Annotated in this window: 18 protein-coding genes; 11 read left to right on the top strand and 7 right to left on the bottom strand. The window is 71.5% G+C overall.

From position 1 onward, the window contains the following. Positions 1-73: 73 nt before the first annotated feature. Both ddaH and rocD read left to right on the top strand, forming a co-directional pair. Positions 74-871 carry a dimethylargininase gene (gene ddaH / locus AB0K28_RS32870; RefSeq protein WP_364377640.1) on the top strand — a complete coding sequence of 266 codons (798 nt, stop codon included), beginning with the start codon at positions 74-76 and terminating at the stop codon, positions 869-871. A 1-nt stretch (position 872) separates the two neighbouring features. Further along, on the top strand, positions 873-2,090 hold the full coding sequence (gene rocD / locus AB0K28_RS32875) for an ornithine--oxo-acid transaminase (RefSeq protein WP_345399254.1): 1,218 nt from the start codon (positions 873-875) through the stop codon (positions 2,088-2,090). Positions 2,091-2,130: 40 nt separating this feature from the next. Here the strand turns inward: rocD and AB0K28_RS32880 are convergent, their stop codons facing one another. Further along, the gene (locus AB0K28_RS32880; RefSeq protein ID WP_364377643.1) at positions 2,131-2,847 is read right to left on the bottom strand and encodes a class I SAM-dependent methyltransferase; all 717 of its coding nucleotides are present in this window, start codon (positions 2,845-2,847) and stop codon (positions 2,131-2,133) included. A gap of 16 nt (positions 2,848-2,863) precedes the next feature. Further along, a complete protein-coding gene (locus AB0K28_RS32885) occupies positions 2,864-4,414 on the bottom strand; it encodes an alkaline phosphatase D family protein (protein WP_364377645.1) in 1,551 nt (516 codons plus the stop codon). 214 nt (positions 4,415-4,628) lie between these two features. Here AB0K28_RS32885 and AB0K28_RS32890 point away from each other — a divergent pair, with 214 nt between their 5' ends. Both AB0K28_RS32890 and AB0K28_RS32895 read left to right on the top strand, forming a co-directional pair. Continuing rightward, positions 4,629-5,906 (top strand): Glu/Leu/Phe/Val dehydrogenase, encoded by a 1,278-nt coding sequence (locus AB0K28_RS32890; protein ID WP_364377647.1) that lies wholly within the window; start codon positions 4,629-4,631, stop codon positions 5,904-5,906. Positions 5,907-5,981: 75 nt separating this feature from the next. Further along, entirely contained in the window at positions 5,982-6,185 is a 204-nt protein-coding gene (locus tag AB0K28_RS32895; RefSeq protein ID WP_364377649.1) for a hypothetical protein, read from the top strand. A gap of 141 nt (positions 6,186-6,326) precedes the next feature. Here AB0K28_RS32895 and AB0K28_RS32900 read toward each other — a convergent pair whose 3' ends face one another. Continuing rightward, positions 6,327-6,773 carry a MarR family transcriptional regulator gene (locus tag AB0K28_RS32900; RefSeq protein WP_345399239.1) on the bottom strand — a complete coding sequence of 149 codons (447 nt, stop codon included), beginning with the start codon at positions 6,771-6,773 and terminating at the stop codon, positions 6,327-6,329. A 48-nt stretch (positions 6,774-6,821) separates the two neighbouring features. Between AB0K28_RS32900 and AB0K28_RS32905 the strand changes: the two genes are divergently transcribed. Genes AB0K28_RS32905 through AB0K28_RS32920 form a run of 4 tightly spaced genes read left to right on the top strand, consistent with a single transcriptional unit; the run spans position 6,822 to position 11,198 of the window. Then, a complete protein-coding gene (locus tag AB0K28_RS32905) occupies positions 6,822-7,898 on the top strand; it encodes a substrate-binding domain-containing protein (RefSeq protein WP_364377651.1) in 1,077 nt (358 codons plus the stop codon). A gap of 52 nt (positions 7,899-7,950) precedes the next feature. Beyond that, positions 7,951-9,318 (top strand): APC family permease, encoded by a 1,368-nt coding sequence (locus tag AB0K28_RS32910; protein ID WP_364377653.1) that lies wholly within the window; start codon positions 7,951-7,953, stop codon positions 9,316-9,318. Beyond that, positions 9,315-10,319, top strand: coding sequence for an acetamidase/formamidase family protein (locus AB0K28_RS32915; RefSeq protein WP_364377655.1), 1,005 nt, complete (start codon positions 9,315-9,317; stop codon positions 10,317-10,319). Before AB0K28_RS32910 ends, AB0K28_RS32915 begins: the two co-directional genes overlap by 4 nt. Positions 10,320-10,376: 57 nt before the next feature. After that, positions 10,377-11,198 carry a trypsin-like serine protease gene (locus AB0K28_RS32920; protein ID WP_364377657.1) on the top strand — a complete coding sequence of 274 codons (822 nt, stop codon included), beginning with the start codon at positions 10,377-10,379 and terminating at the stop codon, positions 11,196-11,198. Here the strand turns inward: AB0K28_RS32920 and AB0K28_RS32925 are convergent, their stop codons facing one another. From AB0K28_RS32925 to AB0K28_RS32935, 3 genes are read right to left on the bottom strand one after another with little or no spacing between them, the layout of a single operon-like run. Next, a complete protein-coding gene (locus tag AB0K28_RS32925; protein WP_364377659.1) occupies positions 11,199-12,086 on the bottom strand; it encodes a Gfo/Idh/MocA family oxidoreductase in 888 nt (295 codons plus the stop codon). It abuts the gene before it with no gap. Continuing rightward, the gene (locus AB0K28_RS32930) at positions 12,083-12,994 is read right to left on the bottom strand and encodes an NAD-dependent epimerase/dehydratase family protein (RefSeq protein WP_345399215.1); all 912 of its coding nucleotides are present in this window, start codon (positions 12,992-12,994) and stop codon (positions 12,083-12,085) included. Before AB0K28_RS32930 ends, AB0K28_RS32925 begins: the two co-directional genes overlap by 4 nt. A gap of 2 nt (positions 12,995-12,996) precedes the next feature. Then, positions 12,997-13,350, bottom strand: a complete 354-nt coding sequence (locus AB0K28_RS32935; RefSeq protein ID WP_364377661.1) for a YrdB family protein — start codon at positions 13,348-13,350, stop codon at positions 12,997-12,999. A gap of 114 nt (positions 13,351-13,464) precedes the next feature. Between AB0K28_RS32935 and AB0K28_RS32940 the strand changes: the two genes are divergently transcribed. From AB0K28_RS32940 to AB0K28_RS32950, 3 genes are all read left to right on the top strand, one after another. Next, positions 13,465-14,181 carry a TetR/AcrR family transcriptional regulator gene (locus AB0K28_RS32940; RefSeq protein WP_364377663.1) on the top strand — a complete coding sequence of 239 codons (717 nt, stop codon included), beginning with the start codon at positions 13,465-13,467 and terminating at the stop codon, positions 14,179-14,181. Positions 14,182-14,205: 24 nt separating this feature from the next. Further along, complete coding sequence (locus AB0K28_RS32945) at positions 14,206-14,529, top strand: helix-turn-helix transcriptional regulator (protein ID WP_345399206.1); 324 nt, start codon at positions 14,206-14,208, stop codon at positions 14,527-14,529. 98 nt (positions 14,530-14,627) lie between these two features. Further along, a complete protein-coding gene (locus tag AB0K28_RS32950; protein WP_364377665.1) occupies positions 14,628-15,479 on the top strand; it encodes a hypothetical protein in 852 nt (283 codons plus the stop codon). Here the strand turns inward: AB0K28_RS32950 and AB0K28_RS32955 are convergent. Continuing rightward, positions 15,460-16,056: a TetR/AcrR family transcriptional regulator gene (locus AB0K28_RS32955; RefSeq protein WP_345399200.1), complete on the bottom strand. Its 597-nt coding sequence runs from the start codon at positions 16,054-16,056 to the stop codon at positions 15,460-15,462. The genes AB0K28_RS32950 and AB0K28_RS32955 overlap by 20 nt on opposite strands. Positions 16,057-16,060: the final 4 nt, after the last annotated feature.

Below are 16,060 nucleotides of genomic sequence, written 5' to 3' on the forward strand. Positions count from 1 at the left end.
ATCGGCGTTCTTAGGCTGTCCTCATCTCCTCATCGTGGAGTTTTCCCTGCTTAGAGAGCCGATGGAGCGTTGCATGCCCAAACACTTCCTCATGTGCCGCCCGTACTACTTCGCGGTCGAGTACGCCATCAACCCGTGGATGCATCCCGAGGCGGGCGCCGACCGTGACATCGCGGTCCGGCAGTGGGAGGGCTTGAAGTCGGCGTACGAGGAGCTCGGGCACGAGGTGAGCCTGATCGAGCCGATCGACGGCCTGCCCGACATGGTCTTCGCCGCGAACGGCGCGCTGGTCGCGGGCGGCCGCGTCTACGGCGCCCGCTTCGCCTACCCGCAGCGCGCCGCGGAGGGGCCCGCCTACCTGCGCTGGTTCGCCGAGCGCGGCTACCCGGTGATGGAGCCGGCGCACGTCAACGAGGGCGAGGGCGACTTCCTCACCCTCGACGAGGTCATCCTGGCCGGCACCGGCTTCCGCACGGACGTGGTGGCCCACCAGGAGGCGCAGGAGTACCTCGGCCGGCCGGTCGTCTCGCTGACGCTGGTGGACCCGCGCTTCTACCACCTGGACACGGCGCTGTTCCCGCTCGACGGGCACAACGTGGCCTACTACCCCGAGGCGTTCTCGCCCGGGAGCCTCGCGGTGCTGCGCCGCATGTTCCCCGACGCGGTGCTCGCGACCGCGCAGGACGCCGAGGTGCTCGGCCTCAACGCGGTCAGCGACGGCACGAACGTGGTCATCAACGCCGAGGCGACCGACCTGCAGCTGGAACTCAAGCGGCGCGGGTACGAGGTGATCCCGGTCGACCTGTCGGAGCTGCGCAAGGCGGGTGGCGGCCCCAAGTGCTGCACACTGGAGATCAGGGGGGACAACTGACATGATCACCAGCGCAGAGCTGATCGAGATAAGCGAGCGCCGCAGCGCGCACAACTACCATCCACTTCCCGTCGTCATCCACGAGGCCGACGGCGCGTGGGTCACCGACGTCGAGGGCAAGCGTTACCTCGACTGCCTGTCCGGCTACTCGTCGCTGAACTTCGGCCACCGCCACCCGAAGATCATCGAGGCGGCGCGCGAGCAGCTAGAGCGGCTCACGCTGACCAGCCGCGCCTTCTACCACGACCAGTTCGCGCAGTTCTGCGCCGGGCTCGGCGACCTGACGGGCAAGGACATGGTCCTGCCCATGAACACCGGCGCCGAGGCCGTCGAGACCGCGATCAAGGTGGCCCGCAAGTGGGGTTACGAGGTCAAGGGCGTCGAGCCCGGCCAGGCCAACATCATCGTCATGGACGGCAACTTCCACGGCCGTACGACGACGATCATCAGCTTCTCCACCGATCCCGACGCGCACGACGGCTTCGGCCCGTACACGCCGGGCTTCCGCATCGTCCCGTACGGCTCCGCCGAGGCGGTCCGCGAGGCCATGGACGCGGCGACGGTGGCCGTGCTGGTCGAGCCGATCCAGGGCGAGGCCGGGGTGCTGGTGCCGCCGGACGGCTACCTGACCGAGCTGCGGGAGCTGTGCTCGGCCGAGGGCGTGCTGCTGATCGCCGACGAGATCCAGTCGGGGCTCGGGCGCACCGGCCACACGTTCGCCTGCGACCACGAGGGCGTCGTGCCCGACATCTACGTCATGGGCAAGGCGCTAGGCGGCGGCGTGGTGCCGGTGTCGGCCATCGCGGCCAACCGCGACGTGCTCGGCGTCATCCATCCGGGCCAGCACGGCTCCACGTTCGGCGGCAACCCGCTGGCCTGCGCGGTCGCCAACGCCGTGATCGAGATACTCAACACCGGCGAGTTCCAGGCCAGGGCCGCCAAGCTGGGCGAGCTGATGCTCGGCCGGCTGCGCGAGCTGGTGGGCCACGGCGCGGTGATCGAGGTGCGCGGGCGCGGGCTGTGGGCGGGCGTGGACATCCACCCCGACGTCGGCACCGGGCGCGAGGTGTCGAAGGCGCTGCTGAAGCGCGGCGTGCTGGCCAAGGACACCCACGGCTCCACGATCCGGCTGGCCCCGCCCATCGTGGTCGCGGAGGATGACCTCCACTGGGCGCTCGACCAGCTCGTGGACGCCGTCTACGAGCTCCAGAGCAGGTGACGCGGGGGCCGGAGGCCACGCCTCCGGCCCTCACGCGCGCTCAGGAGGCGCGCCACACCTGCATGCCGTCGGGGGCGTCGTCCTGGACGAAGCCCGCCTCCTTCAGCTCGGCCGCCAGCACCGCACCGGCCGGCCGGTGGGCGGTGCTCACCACCTCGTCCTCGCTGAGGAGCAGGTCGCCCTGCCTGACCCGGTAGCGGAAGCGCGAGGTGACGCTGTCACCGGTGACGTCGAGCACCTGCCCGGCCACCTCGTACGTGTGCCGCCCCACGATGTACGACCCCATGACTCCCGGCTCGGCCTCCGGCCTGGGCAGGTCGCGGTCACGCCAGTTGAACACCAGCCGCCCGTCCCTGTCCAGCTGCCCGGCCAGCACCCGCCACAGCTCGGGCCGCTCGGCGGCGGTGAAGCTCTGCAGCACCGAGATCATCACGACCGCCTCGGCGGGCTCGTCCACCTTGACGTCCAGCCCGCCGCACGGCAGCACGGTCACCCGGCGCAGCAGCTCGGGGTCGTGGGCCAGCCGGTTGACCAGCACCGAGCGCATGCCGGGCGACGGCTCGACGGCGTAGATCTCACCCGGCGTGGCACGGGCGATGACCTCGGTGATCAGGCCGGTGCCCGCGCCGATCTCGATGACGCCACGCCGCACTCCGGCGAGCAGCGGGGGCAGCGACTCACGGATCGCCGGCACGTGGCCGTCCTCGTGGAAGAGGTCATAGAACGGCACGGCAGGGGCATAGGGATCAGCAAGCATGCGGACGAGCTTAGAGTCAGCGCAGCTCGGTGGTCTCGATGGGTGCGACGACCTCGCCGGTGGAGCCGTACCAGGTGACCGTGTTCGGCAGGTCGAGCGTGGCCAGCGCGTTCTGGAACCAGGGGCCCTTGGTGATGCGCCAGCGGAACGGCGGGCGGGGGACGCCGGCCAGGCGCGCCAGCAGGCTGCCGACCAGGGTGGCGACGGAGAACTGGGTGAAGACGTTGGCCCAGCGCAGCATCCGGCTGAGCGGGTTGCGGATGGGCGAGCAGACCAGCTGGAAGACCTGCCCGCGGTCGGCCTTGGCGAGGTAGGAGTAGTGGACGTCGCCCGACAGGATGTAGGCCGGCTTGCCGAGCGCGATGAGCAGCTTGGCGAGGTCCTCGAACGAGCGGCGGAAGGCCGCCCAGTGCTCCAGGTCGATGGCCTGCCTGATCGTCTCGGACCAGCGGCGGACGAGCGGCCCCCACTTGCCGTCTGCCAGGGCCTCGTTCCAGTTCTGGACGCCGTGGACGCCCTCGGGCAGCAGGAACGGGATCGACGAGCCGATGATGAGCCGCTCGGCGGGCTTGCGCACCTCCTCCTCCAGCCAAGCCCACTCCTCGGCGTCGAGCATGCGCCGGTCGCCGGGGGTGAGCTGCCTGGCGCACCGGGTGTCGACCATGATCAGCCGGGCGGTGCCGAGGTCGCGGGCGTAGCTCCAGCGGTTGCTGCCGGGCTCGGCGTCGGCCTTCTCGGCGAACGCGTCGAGCGCCGCTCCCCCGTCACCGGCCATCAGCTTGGCCAGCAGCGGGTCCTCGGCGCGCTCAGCCGGGGAGAGGTTGCCGAGGTGCTGGTAGACCCAGTAGGCGCCGAGGCCGGCGACGACCCGGCGCTGCCACCACGGCGTCTTGGCCATCTGCTCGCGCCAGGGCTGGGAGGTGTTCCAGTCGTCGCGCAGGTCGTGGTCGTCGAAGATCATCGCCGTCGGCACGGTGGACAGCAGCCAGCGGATCTCGGTCTCGGTCCACGCCTGGCGGTAGAGCTCGGCGTACTCCTCGAAGTCGGCGATCTCCCCCTGGGGCTCGGTGTCGTCCCTGCGGGAGCGGATGAAGGCCAGCATGTCGGGCGACGGGCTGTCGGCGTAGACCTGGTCGCCGAGGAGCAGCAGCAGATCGGGCCACTCGTCCTCGCCGGCCTGGGCGAGGTGCTCGCCGTAGGCGCGCAGCACGTCGTCACCGTGCGTACGCACGTGGAAGGCGTCGTGGGGCACGCTGGTGCGGCACGAGCCGAACGCCAGCCGCCGCACCCCCTCGTCGGGCAGCAGCCGGATGCGGCTCGGCGGCCGACCCGCCGGTGGCCATACCTGCTCCCCGTCGCAACTGACCGTGTACGACGCGATATCCTGGGACAACTCAACGAGATCCACGATCGCGTAGTGGTGACCGTGCACGGTGAAGGTAGGCGACCGGTAAGTCCTGCCGTCCGCCTCGATGGCGACCGTGCAGGGTTCGGCGGTCTCCACCCAGATCGAGGCGCTGACGGAGTCGACGTATCTGAGCATCGGCCCCACCACGAGTGCGGTCATGTCACCCCCCGATTCGACGTTTCGGCACACTCTGCGCTCGTAAGCCTGCCAGAGTGGCACGACCGCGGCATCCTGATCACCGGCCTGGATCTCATCGACAACTAGGCAAGGTCAAACCACCCGCTCTAGGATGATCGTAACAACAACGCCCAAAGGGAATGGCAATGGCGCCTTTTCCCGCTATAGGGCGTACATAACAGGAGGAATTTCTTCCATGAGCATCATGGTGCCGTCAACGACGCCGGCCCTGATCACCCCGGGCCGTCAAGCCCTCGACTCCGCCCTGCACCAGCTCGACCGGGCCGCCGCGCACCTCGGCCTGGACGACGGGCTCCGCACGATGCTGGCCACGCCCCGCCGCTCGCTGACCGTCTCGGTCCCCGTGCGGCGCGAGGACGGCAGCCTGGACGTCGTCCAGGGCTTCCGGGTCCAGCACAACGTCTCGCGCGGGCCCGCCAAGGGCGGCATCCGCTTTCATCCGGCGACCGACATCCACGAGGTCACCGCACTCGCCATGTGGATGACGTGGAAGTGCGCACTGGTCGGCATCCCGTACGGCGGCGCCAAAGGCGGCGTGGCCGTGGACCCGACCGGGCTCACCACCCGCGAGCTGGAGCGGCTCACCCGCCGCTACGTCAACGAGATCCTGCCGCTGATCGGCCCGGAGAAGGACATCCCGGCCCCCGACGTCGGCACCGACGAGCAGACCATGGCCTGGATCATGGACACCTACAGCGTCAACGCGGGCTACTCGGTGCCAGGGGTGGTCACCGGCAAGCCCATGACGCTGGGCGGCTCGCTCGGCCGCGGCGGCGCGACCTCGCGCGGCGTGCAGATCGCGGCGCTGGCCGCGCTCGGCCGCTCGCCCGAGGGCGTGACCGTGGCCGTGCAGGGCTTCGGCAAGGTGGGCGCGCTCGCCGCCCAATACCTCGCCGACGCCGGCTGCAAGGTCGTGGCGGTCTCCGACATCACCGGCGCCGTCCACGACGGGCGCGGGATCGACGTCGCCGCGCTGCGCGCGTGGGTCGCCGAGAGCGGCGGCGTGCGCGGGTACGCCCAGGCCGACGCGATGGCCCACGACGACCTGTTCGAGCTGGACGTGGACGTGCTCGTCCCGGCCGCGCTCGAAGGCGCCATCACCGAGGCCAACGCGCCCAGGATCCGCGCCCGCCTGGTCGTGGAGGGCGCCAACGGCCCCACCACGCCCGAGGCCGACGCGATACTCGCGGCCAACGGCACCACGGTCGTGCCGGACATCCTCGCCAACGCCGGCGGGGTGATCGTGTCGTACCTGGAGTGGGTGCAGAACCTGCAGGCGTGCTCGTGGAGCTCGGGCGAGATCGAGCTCAAGCTGCGCGAGCTGATGCTGAACGCCTTCGACGAGGTGACGGCGCTGGCCGCCGAGCGCGGGCTGACGCTCAGGCAGGCGGCGCACGTCATCGGCGTGAGCCGGGTGGCCGAGGCGCACCGGATGCGCGGCCTCTACCCGTGAGCGCGCGACTTTAGTAGCAGGAGGCCCGCCCAAGGTTCGATGCCGGGGCGGGCCTCGTGTTGCGAGCCTTGACACATGAGAGGAATCGTCAACATCGTCGGCGTGATCGCCATCATCCAGGGGCTCGCCGGGTTCGCCGGGCGGATGTGGTTCGACAGCAACTGGGGCTTCCTGCATCGGCTCGTGGACCTGCCGCTGCCGGGCTATCTGGGGGTGGCGGCGGCCGGCGTGGTGGCGATCATCTGGGCTGACTCCGCCAAGAAACGCGAGGGCAGCTGACGCCCTCAGGCGGCCGGGGGGCCGAGACGGTCCGAGGGGCCGAGACGGTCCGGGGAGCCGGGGCGGTCCCGGGGGCCGGGGCGGTCCCGGGGCGGCGGCGTTCTGCGAGCTCAAGGCCCGGCCGGCGGCCCGCCTGCCTGCTCAGGCCTTCAGCTCGGCGTGGTCGAGGGCGGCGACCAGGCTCTCCAAATCACGCATGAGCTGCTCGGTGCGCTCGGCGCCGAACGCCAGCGCGATCAGCCCCTGCTGCTCGGCCACGGCGCCGTCGATGCGGGCCAGCAGCTCGGCCCCCCGCCCTGAGACGAACACCGCCACCCGCCGCCGGTCGCCCTTGGCCGGGCCGCGATAGACCAGCGCGCGGTCGATGAGCCGGTCGACGGCCTTGGTCAGCGTGGGGTGCGGCATCAGCACCGCCTCGGCCAGCTCGCCCATCGACTCGCCCCGCCCGTCGGCCAGCGCCCGCATGATGCGCCACTGCTCGACGGTGACCCCCTCGCCGGCGAGCGCCGCCGCGAGCCCCCGGTTGACGCTGCGCTCCGCACGGCTCAGCAGGTAGGCGAGTGAGGACCCGAGCCCATGAGTGGTCATCGAAGGGGTCCTTTCGTCGGGGGGTTGTAGAGGAGGATACTCGTCGGCGTGGCGGCGACGGTCGATCCTCTCGAAGCGCGGCTCCTCCCCTCCGACGCGATCAGGATCGCGCTGGTCGTCCCCGTGTCGGGGGTGCTCGGCCTGATGGGCCCCTGCGCGATCAACTGCGCGGTGCTGGCCGCCGAGGAGATCAACGGCAGGGGCGGCATGCTGGGCCGGCCGGTCGAGCTGGTGCTCATCGACGGTGGGCGGCCCGCGCCGCAGGTCGCGGACGAGGTGGCCGGTCTCGTACGGTCCGGCACGATCTCCGCCGTGGCCGGGGCGCACGCCAGCGACGTGCGGGTGGCGGTGGTGGCGGCGATCGCGGGGCGGGTGCCGTTCGTGTACGCGCCTCCGTACGAGGGCGGCGGCCGCGCGCCGGGCGTCTACTTCCTGGGCGAGACCCCCGACAGGCAGCTCGTCCCCGGCATCGATCGGCTGACCGCCTCCCACGCCCGCCGCTGGTACCTGCTGGGCAACGACTACATCTGGCCGCGCCTGGTGCACGCCAGGGCGCGCGGGCGGCTGCGCGCGGCGGGCGCCACGGTGGTGGGCGAGAGCCTCGTCGCGTACGGACAGGCGGTGCACTGGCTGGACCGGGTGGCGGGCGCCCGGCCTGACGCGATCCTGCTGACGCTGATCGGCAGCGACCTGGTGGCCTTCAACCGGGCGTACGCGGCGGCGGGGCTGAGCGCGGTGCGGCTGTGCGGGGCGCTGGAGGAGCACGGCCTGCTGGGCATCGGCGGCGACGTCACGGGCGGCCTGTACGCCTCGATGGGCTACTTCCGCAACCTGCCCACGGAGGCCGGTCAGGGCTTCGCCGAGCGCTACGCGGCCCGGTTCGGCGCGGACGCGCCGCTGCTCAACGCGCACGGCCACGGCTGCTACGAGGCGGTGGCAATGCTGGCGGCGCTGTGCGCGCGGGCCGGCTCGCTGGCGGTGCCCGCGCTGGACGCGGTGGCCGACGGCACCACGATCACCAGCGCGCGGGGCACGCTGACGCTGCTCGACCACCAGGTGCGCCACCCCGTCCACCTCGGCAGGGCCGACGGCCTTGATTTCTTTCTGGAGAAATCTTTTCAGTAGAAAGCTTTGGCTCTAAGGTGCCAATCGCCCCCTTAGCAGCTAGGAGCCGTGCATGAGCACAGTCGAGCAGTTCGGCTACCGCCAGGAACTCCAGCGTTCCCTGGGTTTCGCCGACCTGATGATCTATGGCCTGATCTTCATGGTGCCGATCGCGCCCTTCGGCATCTTCGGCAACGTCTTCTCCATCTCGCACGGCATGGTGGCGCTGGCGTACGTCATCGGGCTCGTGGCGATGGCGTTCACCGCGCTGTCGTACGCGCAGATGGCCAGGGCGTTCCCGATGGCAGGCTCGGTCTACACCTACGCGGGGCGCGGCATCGCGGCCCCCGTCGGCTTCTTCGCCGGCTGGGCGATCCTCCTGGACTACGTGCTCGTGCCCTCGCTGCTGTATCTGGTGGCGAGCACGGCGATGAACTCGTTCGTCCCGGCCGTCCCCGTCTGGGCGTGGCTGGTGGCGTTCGTGCTGCTCAACACCGTCGTCAACTACCTGGGCATCCAGATGACGGCCAGGATCACCCGGATCATGCTGGTCGCCGAGCTGGCCGTGCTGGCGATCTTCCTGGTGGTCGGCGGCGTCGCGCTGGCCCAGGGCAAGGCGCAGGCGGGCGCGCTCACCCCGCTCTTCGACTCCTCCTCCTTCACCTGGACCGTCGTGTTCGCCGCGGCGTCGGTGGCGGTGCTGTCGTTCCTCGGCTTCGACGGCATCTCGACGCTCGCCGAGGAGAACCGCGAGGACGCGCGCAGGCTCGGCCGTTCCATGGTCGCCGCGCTGGGCGTGGCCGCGGTGCTGTTCGTGGTGCAGACGTGGGTGGCCGCCCTGCTCACCCCGAACAGGGAACAGCTGATCGCCGAAGGCGACCTCACCGGCAACGCCTTCTACGACACGGCGGCCTTCGCCGGCGGGCCCTGGCTGTCCGTGCTCACCGCCGTCGCCACCGCCATCGCCTGGGGCTTCGCCAACTCGCTGGTCGCCCAGGCCGCCACCTCGCGGCTGCTGTTCGCGATGGCCCGCGACCGGCAGCTGCCCGCCTTCCTGGCGAAGGTGCATCCCAAGCACAGGGTGCCGGTCAACGCGACGTTCGCCGTCGCCGCCGTGTCGGTCACGCTCGGCGTCTTCATGAGCCTGCGCGACAATGGCATCGGGGAGCTCGCCTCCCTGGTCAACTTCGGTGCGATGAGCGCGTTCCTGATGCTCCACGTCGCCGTGGTCGTCCACTACATGATCAAGAAGCGCAGCCGGAACATCTGGGCGCACCTCGTCGCGCCCGCGATCGGCTTCGCGGTGCTGGTGGCCGTCGTCATCAACCAGAACGTCGCCGCGCAGTGGGTCGGCGGCGTCTGGCTCGCGATCGGCCTGGTCGTCATCGGCGTCTCCTACGTGGTGGGACGCCGGCCCGAACTTCCCACGGAGGTCAAGTGAACGTCGTCTCCTACCACCCCTCGCCGGAAGAGCTGAGCTACACCTTCGGGGGGCGCGCGGCCGTCGGCAAGGTACGGCCGGGCACGATCCTGGAGATCTACACCGAGGACTGCTTCGGCGGCCGGGTGCGTACCGTGGACGACCTGCCGTCCCAGGTGTGCGAGTTCCCCTACCTCAACCCCGTGACAGGCCCCTTCCACGTCGAGGGCGCCGAGCCGGGCGACACGCTGGCGCTGCACTTCGTCTCGATCACCCCGGCCAGGGACTGGGCGGTCTCCACCACGTTCCCCCACTTCGGCGCGCTGACCGCGACCCACACCACGGCCATGCTGCACCCGCCGCTGGAGGAGCGGGTCTGGCGCTACGACATCGACCTGGAGCGGAACGTGGCCGTCTACCACGCCCGCAACAGCGACTTCAGCGTGGACCTGCCGCTCGACCCCATGCACGGCACGGTCGGCGTGGCGCCGGGCGCGAACGAGGTCCGCATGTCGATCACCCCCGACGCGCACGGCGGCAACATGGACACCCCCGAGCTGCGCGCGGGCGTCACCGTCTACCTCGGCGTCAACGTGGAGGGCGGGCTGTTCTCCGTCGGCGACGGCCACGGCCTGCAGGGGCACGGCGAGGTGTGCGGCACCGCCGTGGAGTCGGCCATGAACACCGTGGTCGCGGTCGAGCTGATCAAGGGCGTCTCCACGCCGTGGCCGCGGCTGGAAGACGACCGGCACCTGATGTCCACCGGCTCGGCCCGGCCGCTGGAGGACGCCTACCGCATCAGCCAGCACGACCTCGTCACCTGGACCTCCGAGCTGACCGGGCTCGACACGCTCGACGCCTACCAGCTCGTCAGCCAGGCCGGGCAGGCGCCGGTCGGGAACGTCTGCGACACCAACTACACGATGGTCGCCAAACTGCCCAAGGCGTACCTCGGCCGGGCCTCCGTCCACGAGGACGTGCACGCAAGGCTGCGGGCCCTGGGTTCCGCGTACACAAGTTAGGGTAAACATTGATGTCGCAGGTCAGGGCACTGATCATCTTCCCCATAGGGTGTGAGGGTGCTCAGGTTGGTGCTGTCCCTGGTCCTGCTCGATCCAGCCGCCGTCACCGAGGTGTCCCAACGCGACGTTCCCGCTTCCAGCGTCCTCACCCCCGACGGTGACCGCCTGGGCTACGCGCCGGTCCCGCGCCCCTACACGGGGGCGCGGCGGCTGACGGGGGTGCTGCTCGGCCGCGACCCCGTCGCCAAGACCGACGTGTTGTGCGGGGGGACGGTGATCGGCTCGCGCAGCCGCAGCCTGGTGCTGACGGCGGCGCACTGCCTCTACCGCGACGGGCGGCTGCTCGAACACCTCGCGTTCCTGCCGGGCTTCGACCGGGGGCGGCCGAAGCTGGGCGTCTGGCCGGTCGTGCGCACGTGGGTGCCGGCCAGGTGGCGCTCGCGGCCGTACTCGCCGGACCTGCTGCCGTACGACGTGGGGCTGGTCGGCGTCGCCCGCCGCAAGCGCCCGCTGGAGGCCGTCACCGGGCGCGGGCTGAAGGCGATGCCCACCGCGCGCGGCACCGAACTGCGCGGCCTCGAACTGCTCGGCTACCCGGCGGGCAAGGGCTACCCCGGCACGACGCTGTACCGGTGCGTCGGCGACACCGTCGAGGCCGTGCGCAAGGGCCCAGGGCTGATGGTGACCCACAACTGCCACGCCACAGCGGGCGGCAGCGGCGGCCCCGCGCTGTACGGCGGCGCGATCGCGGGCGTGGTGTCGTCATCGAGCCCGCTGCGCGACGCCGAGGGCTACACCGTGCTGACCCGGCTGGGCGGCAAGGTGTTCGGCCGCATGTTCGCCAGGGCCGACGAGACGATGCTCGCGCGGCCCCACTGATCAGCCGGCGTGCTCGACGATCCGCTCGCAGAGGGCGTGGGTGGCCAGCGCGTCGCCCGCGTCGATGCGGCGCTCCTCGCGTACGGCGGCCAGGAACTCCAGGCAGATCTGCTCGATGCCGCGCTGCCTGGCCACCGGCACCCAGTCGGGCCTGCGGACGAGCCGCTCGCCGCCCTCGTAGTCGATCACGTCGCCCAGGTTGACCACCCGCCGCTTGGTGCCGTCGCCCATGACCTCACAAGTCTCCTCGCTGGCGCCGCTCATCCTGTTCATGACGCCGATGGCGGTGAAGCCGTCGCCGGACAGCTCGAGCACGATGTGCTCGATGAGCCCGTCGTGGACGCGGGTCCTGATCGTGGTGTCGGTGACCTGGCCGGGTGCGAGGAACCTGAGCGTGTCGGCCACGTGGATGAAGTCGTCGAAGATCGCCCGGCGCGGCGTGTCGGGATGGTTGAGCCGGTTCTTCTCCATCAGCACCAGGCGGCGCGGATGGGCGACCAGCTCGGCGTAGCCAGGGGCGTGACGCCGGTTGAAGCCCACCATGAGTGACCTGTCCTCGTCCCTGGCCAGCCGGACCAGGCGCTCCGCGTCGGCCAGCGTGTAGGCGATGGGCTTGTCCACGTAGACGTGCACCCCGGCCGCGAGCAGCGGCTCGACGATCCCCGGGTGCGCCTCGGTGGCCGCGTGCACGAACGCCGCCCGCACCCCCGCCTTGATCACCTCATCTACGCCGGTGTAGCGGGCGGCGATGCGGTAGGCGTCGCCGAGCCGGTCGAGGCGGGCCTGGTTGCGGGTGCACAGGTGCAGGTCGAGTGCGGGCTGCGCGGCGAGCACGGGCAGGTAGGCCTTCTCCGCGATGTCGCCCAGCCCGATCATGGCAATCTTCACGCGTCGAGCGTAGCCTTGAGCGCCTCGTCGATCGGGGTAGGCGCGACGCCGAACGCCCGCTGGAAGGCCGACGAGTCCATCACGAACGGCTCGGTGAACTGGTAGCGGACGTGCGCCAGCTCGCCGATCATGTACGAGAACGGCCCGGCCGCCCTGATCACCGGCCACGGGATCTGGAACATGCGCGGCGCGGGCCGGCCGAGCAGCGCGGCCATGCGCTCCCCCACCTGCCGGAAGGTCAGCGGCTCCCCGCTCGGCACGTGCCAGGGGCGGCCCCAGGCCCGCTCGTCCGCGCCGGCCGTGATCAGCGCCTCCGCCACGTCCGGCAGGTACGACCACGTGTGCGGCACGTCGGCCGGCCACACCAGCGGGATCGTCCTGCCCGCGCGCAGCGGCTTGAGGAACCGGTCGCCCAGGTAGGACTGGTCGGTGGCGCCGGGCCCGAAGAAGTCGGACGCGCGGACCTCGGTGGCCCTGATGCGGCCCGCCTCGTGCGCGGCCAGCGCGTCCTGCCACATCTTGGTCCGCACCCGGAACTTGGGGTCGGTGGAGGCGAGCGGCAGGTCCTCGGTCATGGGGCCGGTGACGGGCCCGTACGGGTAGAGGTTGCCGAGCAGCACGTAGACGGCGCCGGTGGCCTCGGCGGCGGCCAGGAACGCGGCGGCCATCGGCGGCCAGTCGACCGGCCAGCGGTCGTAGCGGGGGTTGACGCAGTTGTAGAGGACGTCGGCGCCCTCGGTGAGCTCGGTGAGCCTGGCCTTGTCGGCCACGTCGGCGGCCACCTTGACGGCCCCGTCGGGGCCGCGGCCCGAGCGGGTCACGACCACGACCTCGTGGCCGCGCGAGAGGAGCTTCCTCGCCAGGTGCGTACCGACCTGGCCGGAGCCCACGACGACGTGCTTGCCCATGATCAGACCTCGTTCCAGATGAGGCGGAGAACCGCGTTGACGACGAAGAGCGCGAAGAAGACGAGCGCCGGGGTGACCAGGCCCGAGGCGTAGAGCGCCAGGGCGCCGCCGCCGAACCAGAGGATCTCCAGCGCGGCGCGGGCCAGGCCGGTCAGCGGGTAGACGGCGTTCTCGCCGCCGCCCGCCCCGAACAACGCCCACGCGGCGATGAACAGCGCGGGCGCGCCGAGCCCGGCGAGGAGCTTCACGCCCCAGTTAGGGCTCAGGGTGAAGCCCCAGTAACCGGCGGAGAACAGCACCCCCATCTCCAGGAGGAACATCAGGAGCATGTTGGCGCTTTTAGCGAGGGACGACATCGGGGGGCCTCCTGGGGCGGCGTTCTCTTACGAGAGCAATGCTCTCTCAAAAGAGCGCCAATCGTCAAGAGCAGTGCTCTCGTTTTTTGGCACCGCTCTGATAATCTGCTCGGCATGACCGCCAGCCGCACCGCAAGAGAACGCGTCAGGGCCGAGCTCACCAAGGAGATCACCGACATCGCACGGCGCAGGCTCGCCACCGAGGGAGCCGGCGGCCTGTCCCTGAGGGCCGTCGCCCGCGAGATGGGCATGGTGTCGTCGGCCATCTACCGCTATTTCCCGAGCCGCGATGACCTGCTCACCGCGCTGATCATCGACGGCTACAACGCGCTCGGCGAGGCCGTCGAGACCGGCGAGGCCGAAGTGGCCCGCGACGACCACCTCGGCCGATGGCTGGCGGTCTGCCGCGCCGTCCGCGGCTGGGCCCTGGCGCACCCCCACGAGTTCGCGCTCATCTACGGCTCCCCCGTGCCCGGCTACCAGGCGCCGCAGGCCACGATCGACGCCCGCGTACGCGACGTCGTCGTGCTGGGCCGCCTCGTGTCCGACGCCTGGCGGGCCGGCGTGATCCGGCCGCCCTCCGGCGGGGCGCCGCAGGAGCCGGCGCAGGAACCGGCGCAGGAATTGGCGGGGGACGCCGCGACCATCCGCGAGCTGATGCCCGAGGTGCCCGACGCCGTGGTCTGGCGCGCGGTCACCGCGTGGAGCACGTTGTACGGCTGGGTCACGTTCGAGGTGTTCGGCCAGTTCGACAACACCATCGAGCACCGGGAGGCCGCCTTCGAGCATGCCATGCGGCTGACGGCGGGCACCTTGGGGCTTGCTCAGTGAGACTTACTAAGTTTTACTGAATACATGGCTCGCAGGACACAGGAGCTCGGCCGCTTCACGGACGTGGCGCTGCTGGTGCTCATCAGCCTCGCGGAGGGGCAGAAACACGGCTACCGGATGATCGGCGACATCGAGGAGTTCTCCGGCACCTCACTGGAGCCGGGCACGCTCTACGGCGCGCTGATGCGGCTGGAGGAGCGCGGCTGGATCGAGCCGGTCGCCTCTGCCGAGCGGCGCAAGCCGTACCGGATCACGCCCGGCGGCCGGGCCGCGCTCGGCGAGCAGCTCGCCACGCTGCGCCGCATCGAGCGGGCCGGCAGCACGCGCGTGGCGCTGGGGCCGGCATGACTCCTGCCCGCCCGCGTCCCCCGAGGCGGGGACGCTCCTCTTCGACGAACACGACCGGCGGAGGCGGCGTTCCTCCGCGCGGGGAAACGGGGGCCGGTGTGCTGCGGTGGCTGGCTGAGGCGGCGCTGCGTCTCTATCCGAAGGCGTGGCGGGAGCGGTACGGCGACGAGGTGGGCGACCTGGTCACCGCCCGGCCGGTACGCCCGCGCACGGTGGCGGATCTGCTGGCCGGGGCGGCCGACGCCTGGCTGCACCACCGGCGCATCCCCGGCGCGGGCCCGTTGCGCGTGCCGCTCGCGGTGTCGCTGGTCACGGGCGGCTTCCTGCTGTGGTTCCTGTGGCGGCCCGGCCTCGGCGAGCTGCCCGGCGTGTGGGCGCGGGCGGCGGCCGCCGGCCCGATCGCCGAGCAGCTGCGCGGCACGGCGACGTCGCTCTTCGTCGCGGCGGGCGTGACGGCGCTGCTGTCGCTCTGGCAGCTCGGCTCCGCCGTCCGCGTCCACTCCTCCCACGATCAGGCGGCCAGGGCCACCGCGCGGCGGATGCTGCGGACGGCGGGCCTGCTGGCCGTCCCCGCCGCGCTGGTGGGCGTCCTCCTGCTCCGGCAGCCGGTCGGGCCGCTCGGGACGGCGATGACGGGCGGGTTCTTCGTGCCGATCCTCATGGCGCTGGTGCTGCCGCTGCCGCTGATCGCCTCGGCTGCTCCGGCGTTCGGGCCGGCCGTGCTCGCCGCAGGGAGGTCCCTTGCCGTCGCCGCGCTGATGAACGGCCTCGCGTGGCTCGCCGTGGCCGTGCTGCTCGTGCTGGGCCAGGCGGCACCGGCGTTCGTGACGCCGGTGGCCGCGGGCGCGCTGATCGGCGTCTCCATGACCGCTCTGGTGGCGGGCCGTACGCTCGCCAGGGGCAGGACGGGCGCCGTGGACATCCTCTCGCTCAGCGGGACGACGGTTTGAGCAGCGGGACGAGCACCTCGTCCACGATCTGCACCACGAGGCCGTCGGGGAACGGCAGGCCCTCGAACAGGAAGTGGTGGCGCAGCAGAGCGTGACCGGCGTCGATGCGGCGCGGCGTGACGTCGGACGGGTCCACCTCGCCGCGCTCGATGGCCCTCTGCACCACCTCCTCCATCAGCCGCCGGCCCCTCCCCTGCGTGTTGCGCCGCATCGAGCCCAGCGGCGACTCGCCGCGCAGCGCCTCGCCGAGCAGCCCGCGCATCGCCTCGCCCGCAGGGCCCGACAGGGCGTTGGAGGTGGTGGTCAGCAGCGCCACCAGGTCGTCGCGCAGGTTGCCGGTGTCGGGCGCGGAGCCGGGCGACGGCAGCGACCGGTAGACCGCATCCATCACCAGCTCGATGCGGCTGGGCCAGCGCCGGTAGAGCGAGGCCTTGCTGGCCCTCGCCCGCTCCGCGACCCCCTCCATGGTCAGTCCGGCGTAACCGACCTCGGACAGCTCGTCGAGCGTGGCCTGGAAGATCGCGGCGCTCAGGGCCTCGCCCCGGCGGCGCGGCTGTTTGCGGTGGTCGGTCACCATGGCA

It is taken from the genome of Nonomuraea sp. NPDC049504, assembly GCF_040676845.1.
Taxonomy (GTDB): Bacteria; Actinomycetota; Actinomycetes; order Streptosporangiales; family Streptosporangiaceae; genus Nonomuraea; species Nonomuraea salmonea.

Coding starts and splice junctions, on each gene's coding strand:
- AB0K28_RS32890 (WP_364377647.1), top strand. CDS start 4,629: ATGAGCATCATGGTGCCGTCAACGACGCCGGCCCTGATCACCCCGGGC.
- AB0K28_RS32955 (WP_345399200.1), bottom strand. CDS start 16,056: ATGGTGACCGACCACCGCAAACAGCCGCGCCGCCGGGGCGAGGCCCTG.
- AB0K28_RS32895 (WP_364377649.1), top strand. CDS start 5,982: ATGAGAGGAATCGTCAACATCGTCGGCGTGATCGCCATCATCCAGGGG.
- rocD (WP_345399254.1), top strand. CDS start 873: ATGATCACCAGCGCAGAGCTGATCGAGATAAGCGAGCGCCGCAGCGCG.
- AB0K28_RS32880 (WP_364377643.1), bottom strand. CDS start 2,847: ATGCTTGCTGATCCCTATGCCCCTGCCGTGCCGTTCTATGACCTCTTC.
- AB0K28_RS32885 (WP_364377645.1), bottom strand. CDS start 4,414: ATGACCGCACTCGTGGTGGGGCCGATGCTCAGATACGTCGACTCCGTC.
- AB0K28_RS32945 (WP_345399206.1), top strand. CDS start 14,206: ATGGCTCGCAGGACACAGGAGCTCGGCCGCTTCACGGACGTGGCGCTG.
- AB0K28_RS32910 (WP_364377653.1), top strand. CDS start 7,951: ATGAGCACAGTCGAGCAGTTCGGCTACCGCCAGGAACTCCAGCGTTCC.
- AB0K28_RS32940 (WP_364377663.1), top strand. CDS start 13,465: ATGACCGCCAGCCGCACCGCAAGAGAACGCGTCAGGGCCGAGCTCACC.
- AB0K28_RS32935 (WP_364377661.1), bottom strand. CDS start 13,350: ATGTCGTCCCTCGCTAAAAGCGCCAACATGCTCCTGATGTTCCTCCTG.
- AB0K28_RS32900 (WP_345399239.1), bottom strand. CDS start 6,773: ATGACCACTCATGGGCTCGGGTCCTCACTCGCCTACCTGCTGAGCCGT.
- AB0K28_RS32930 (WP_345399215.1), bottom strand. CDS start 12,994: ATGGGCAAGCACGTCGTCGTGGGCTCCGGCCAGGTCGGTACGCACCTG.
- ddaH (WP_364377640.1), top strand. CDS start 74: ATGCCCAAACACTTCCTCATGTGCCGCCCGTACTACTTCGCGGTCGAG.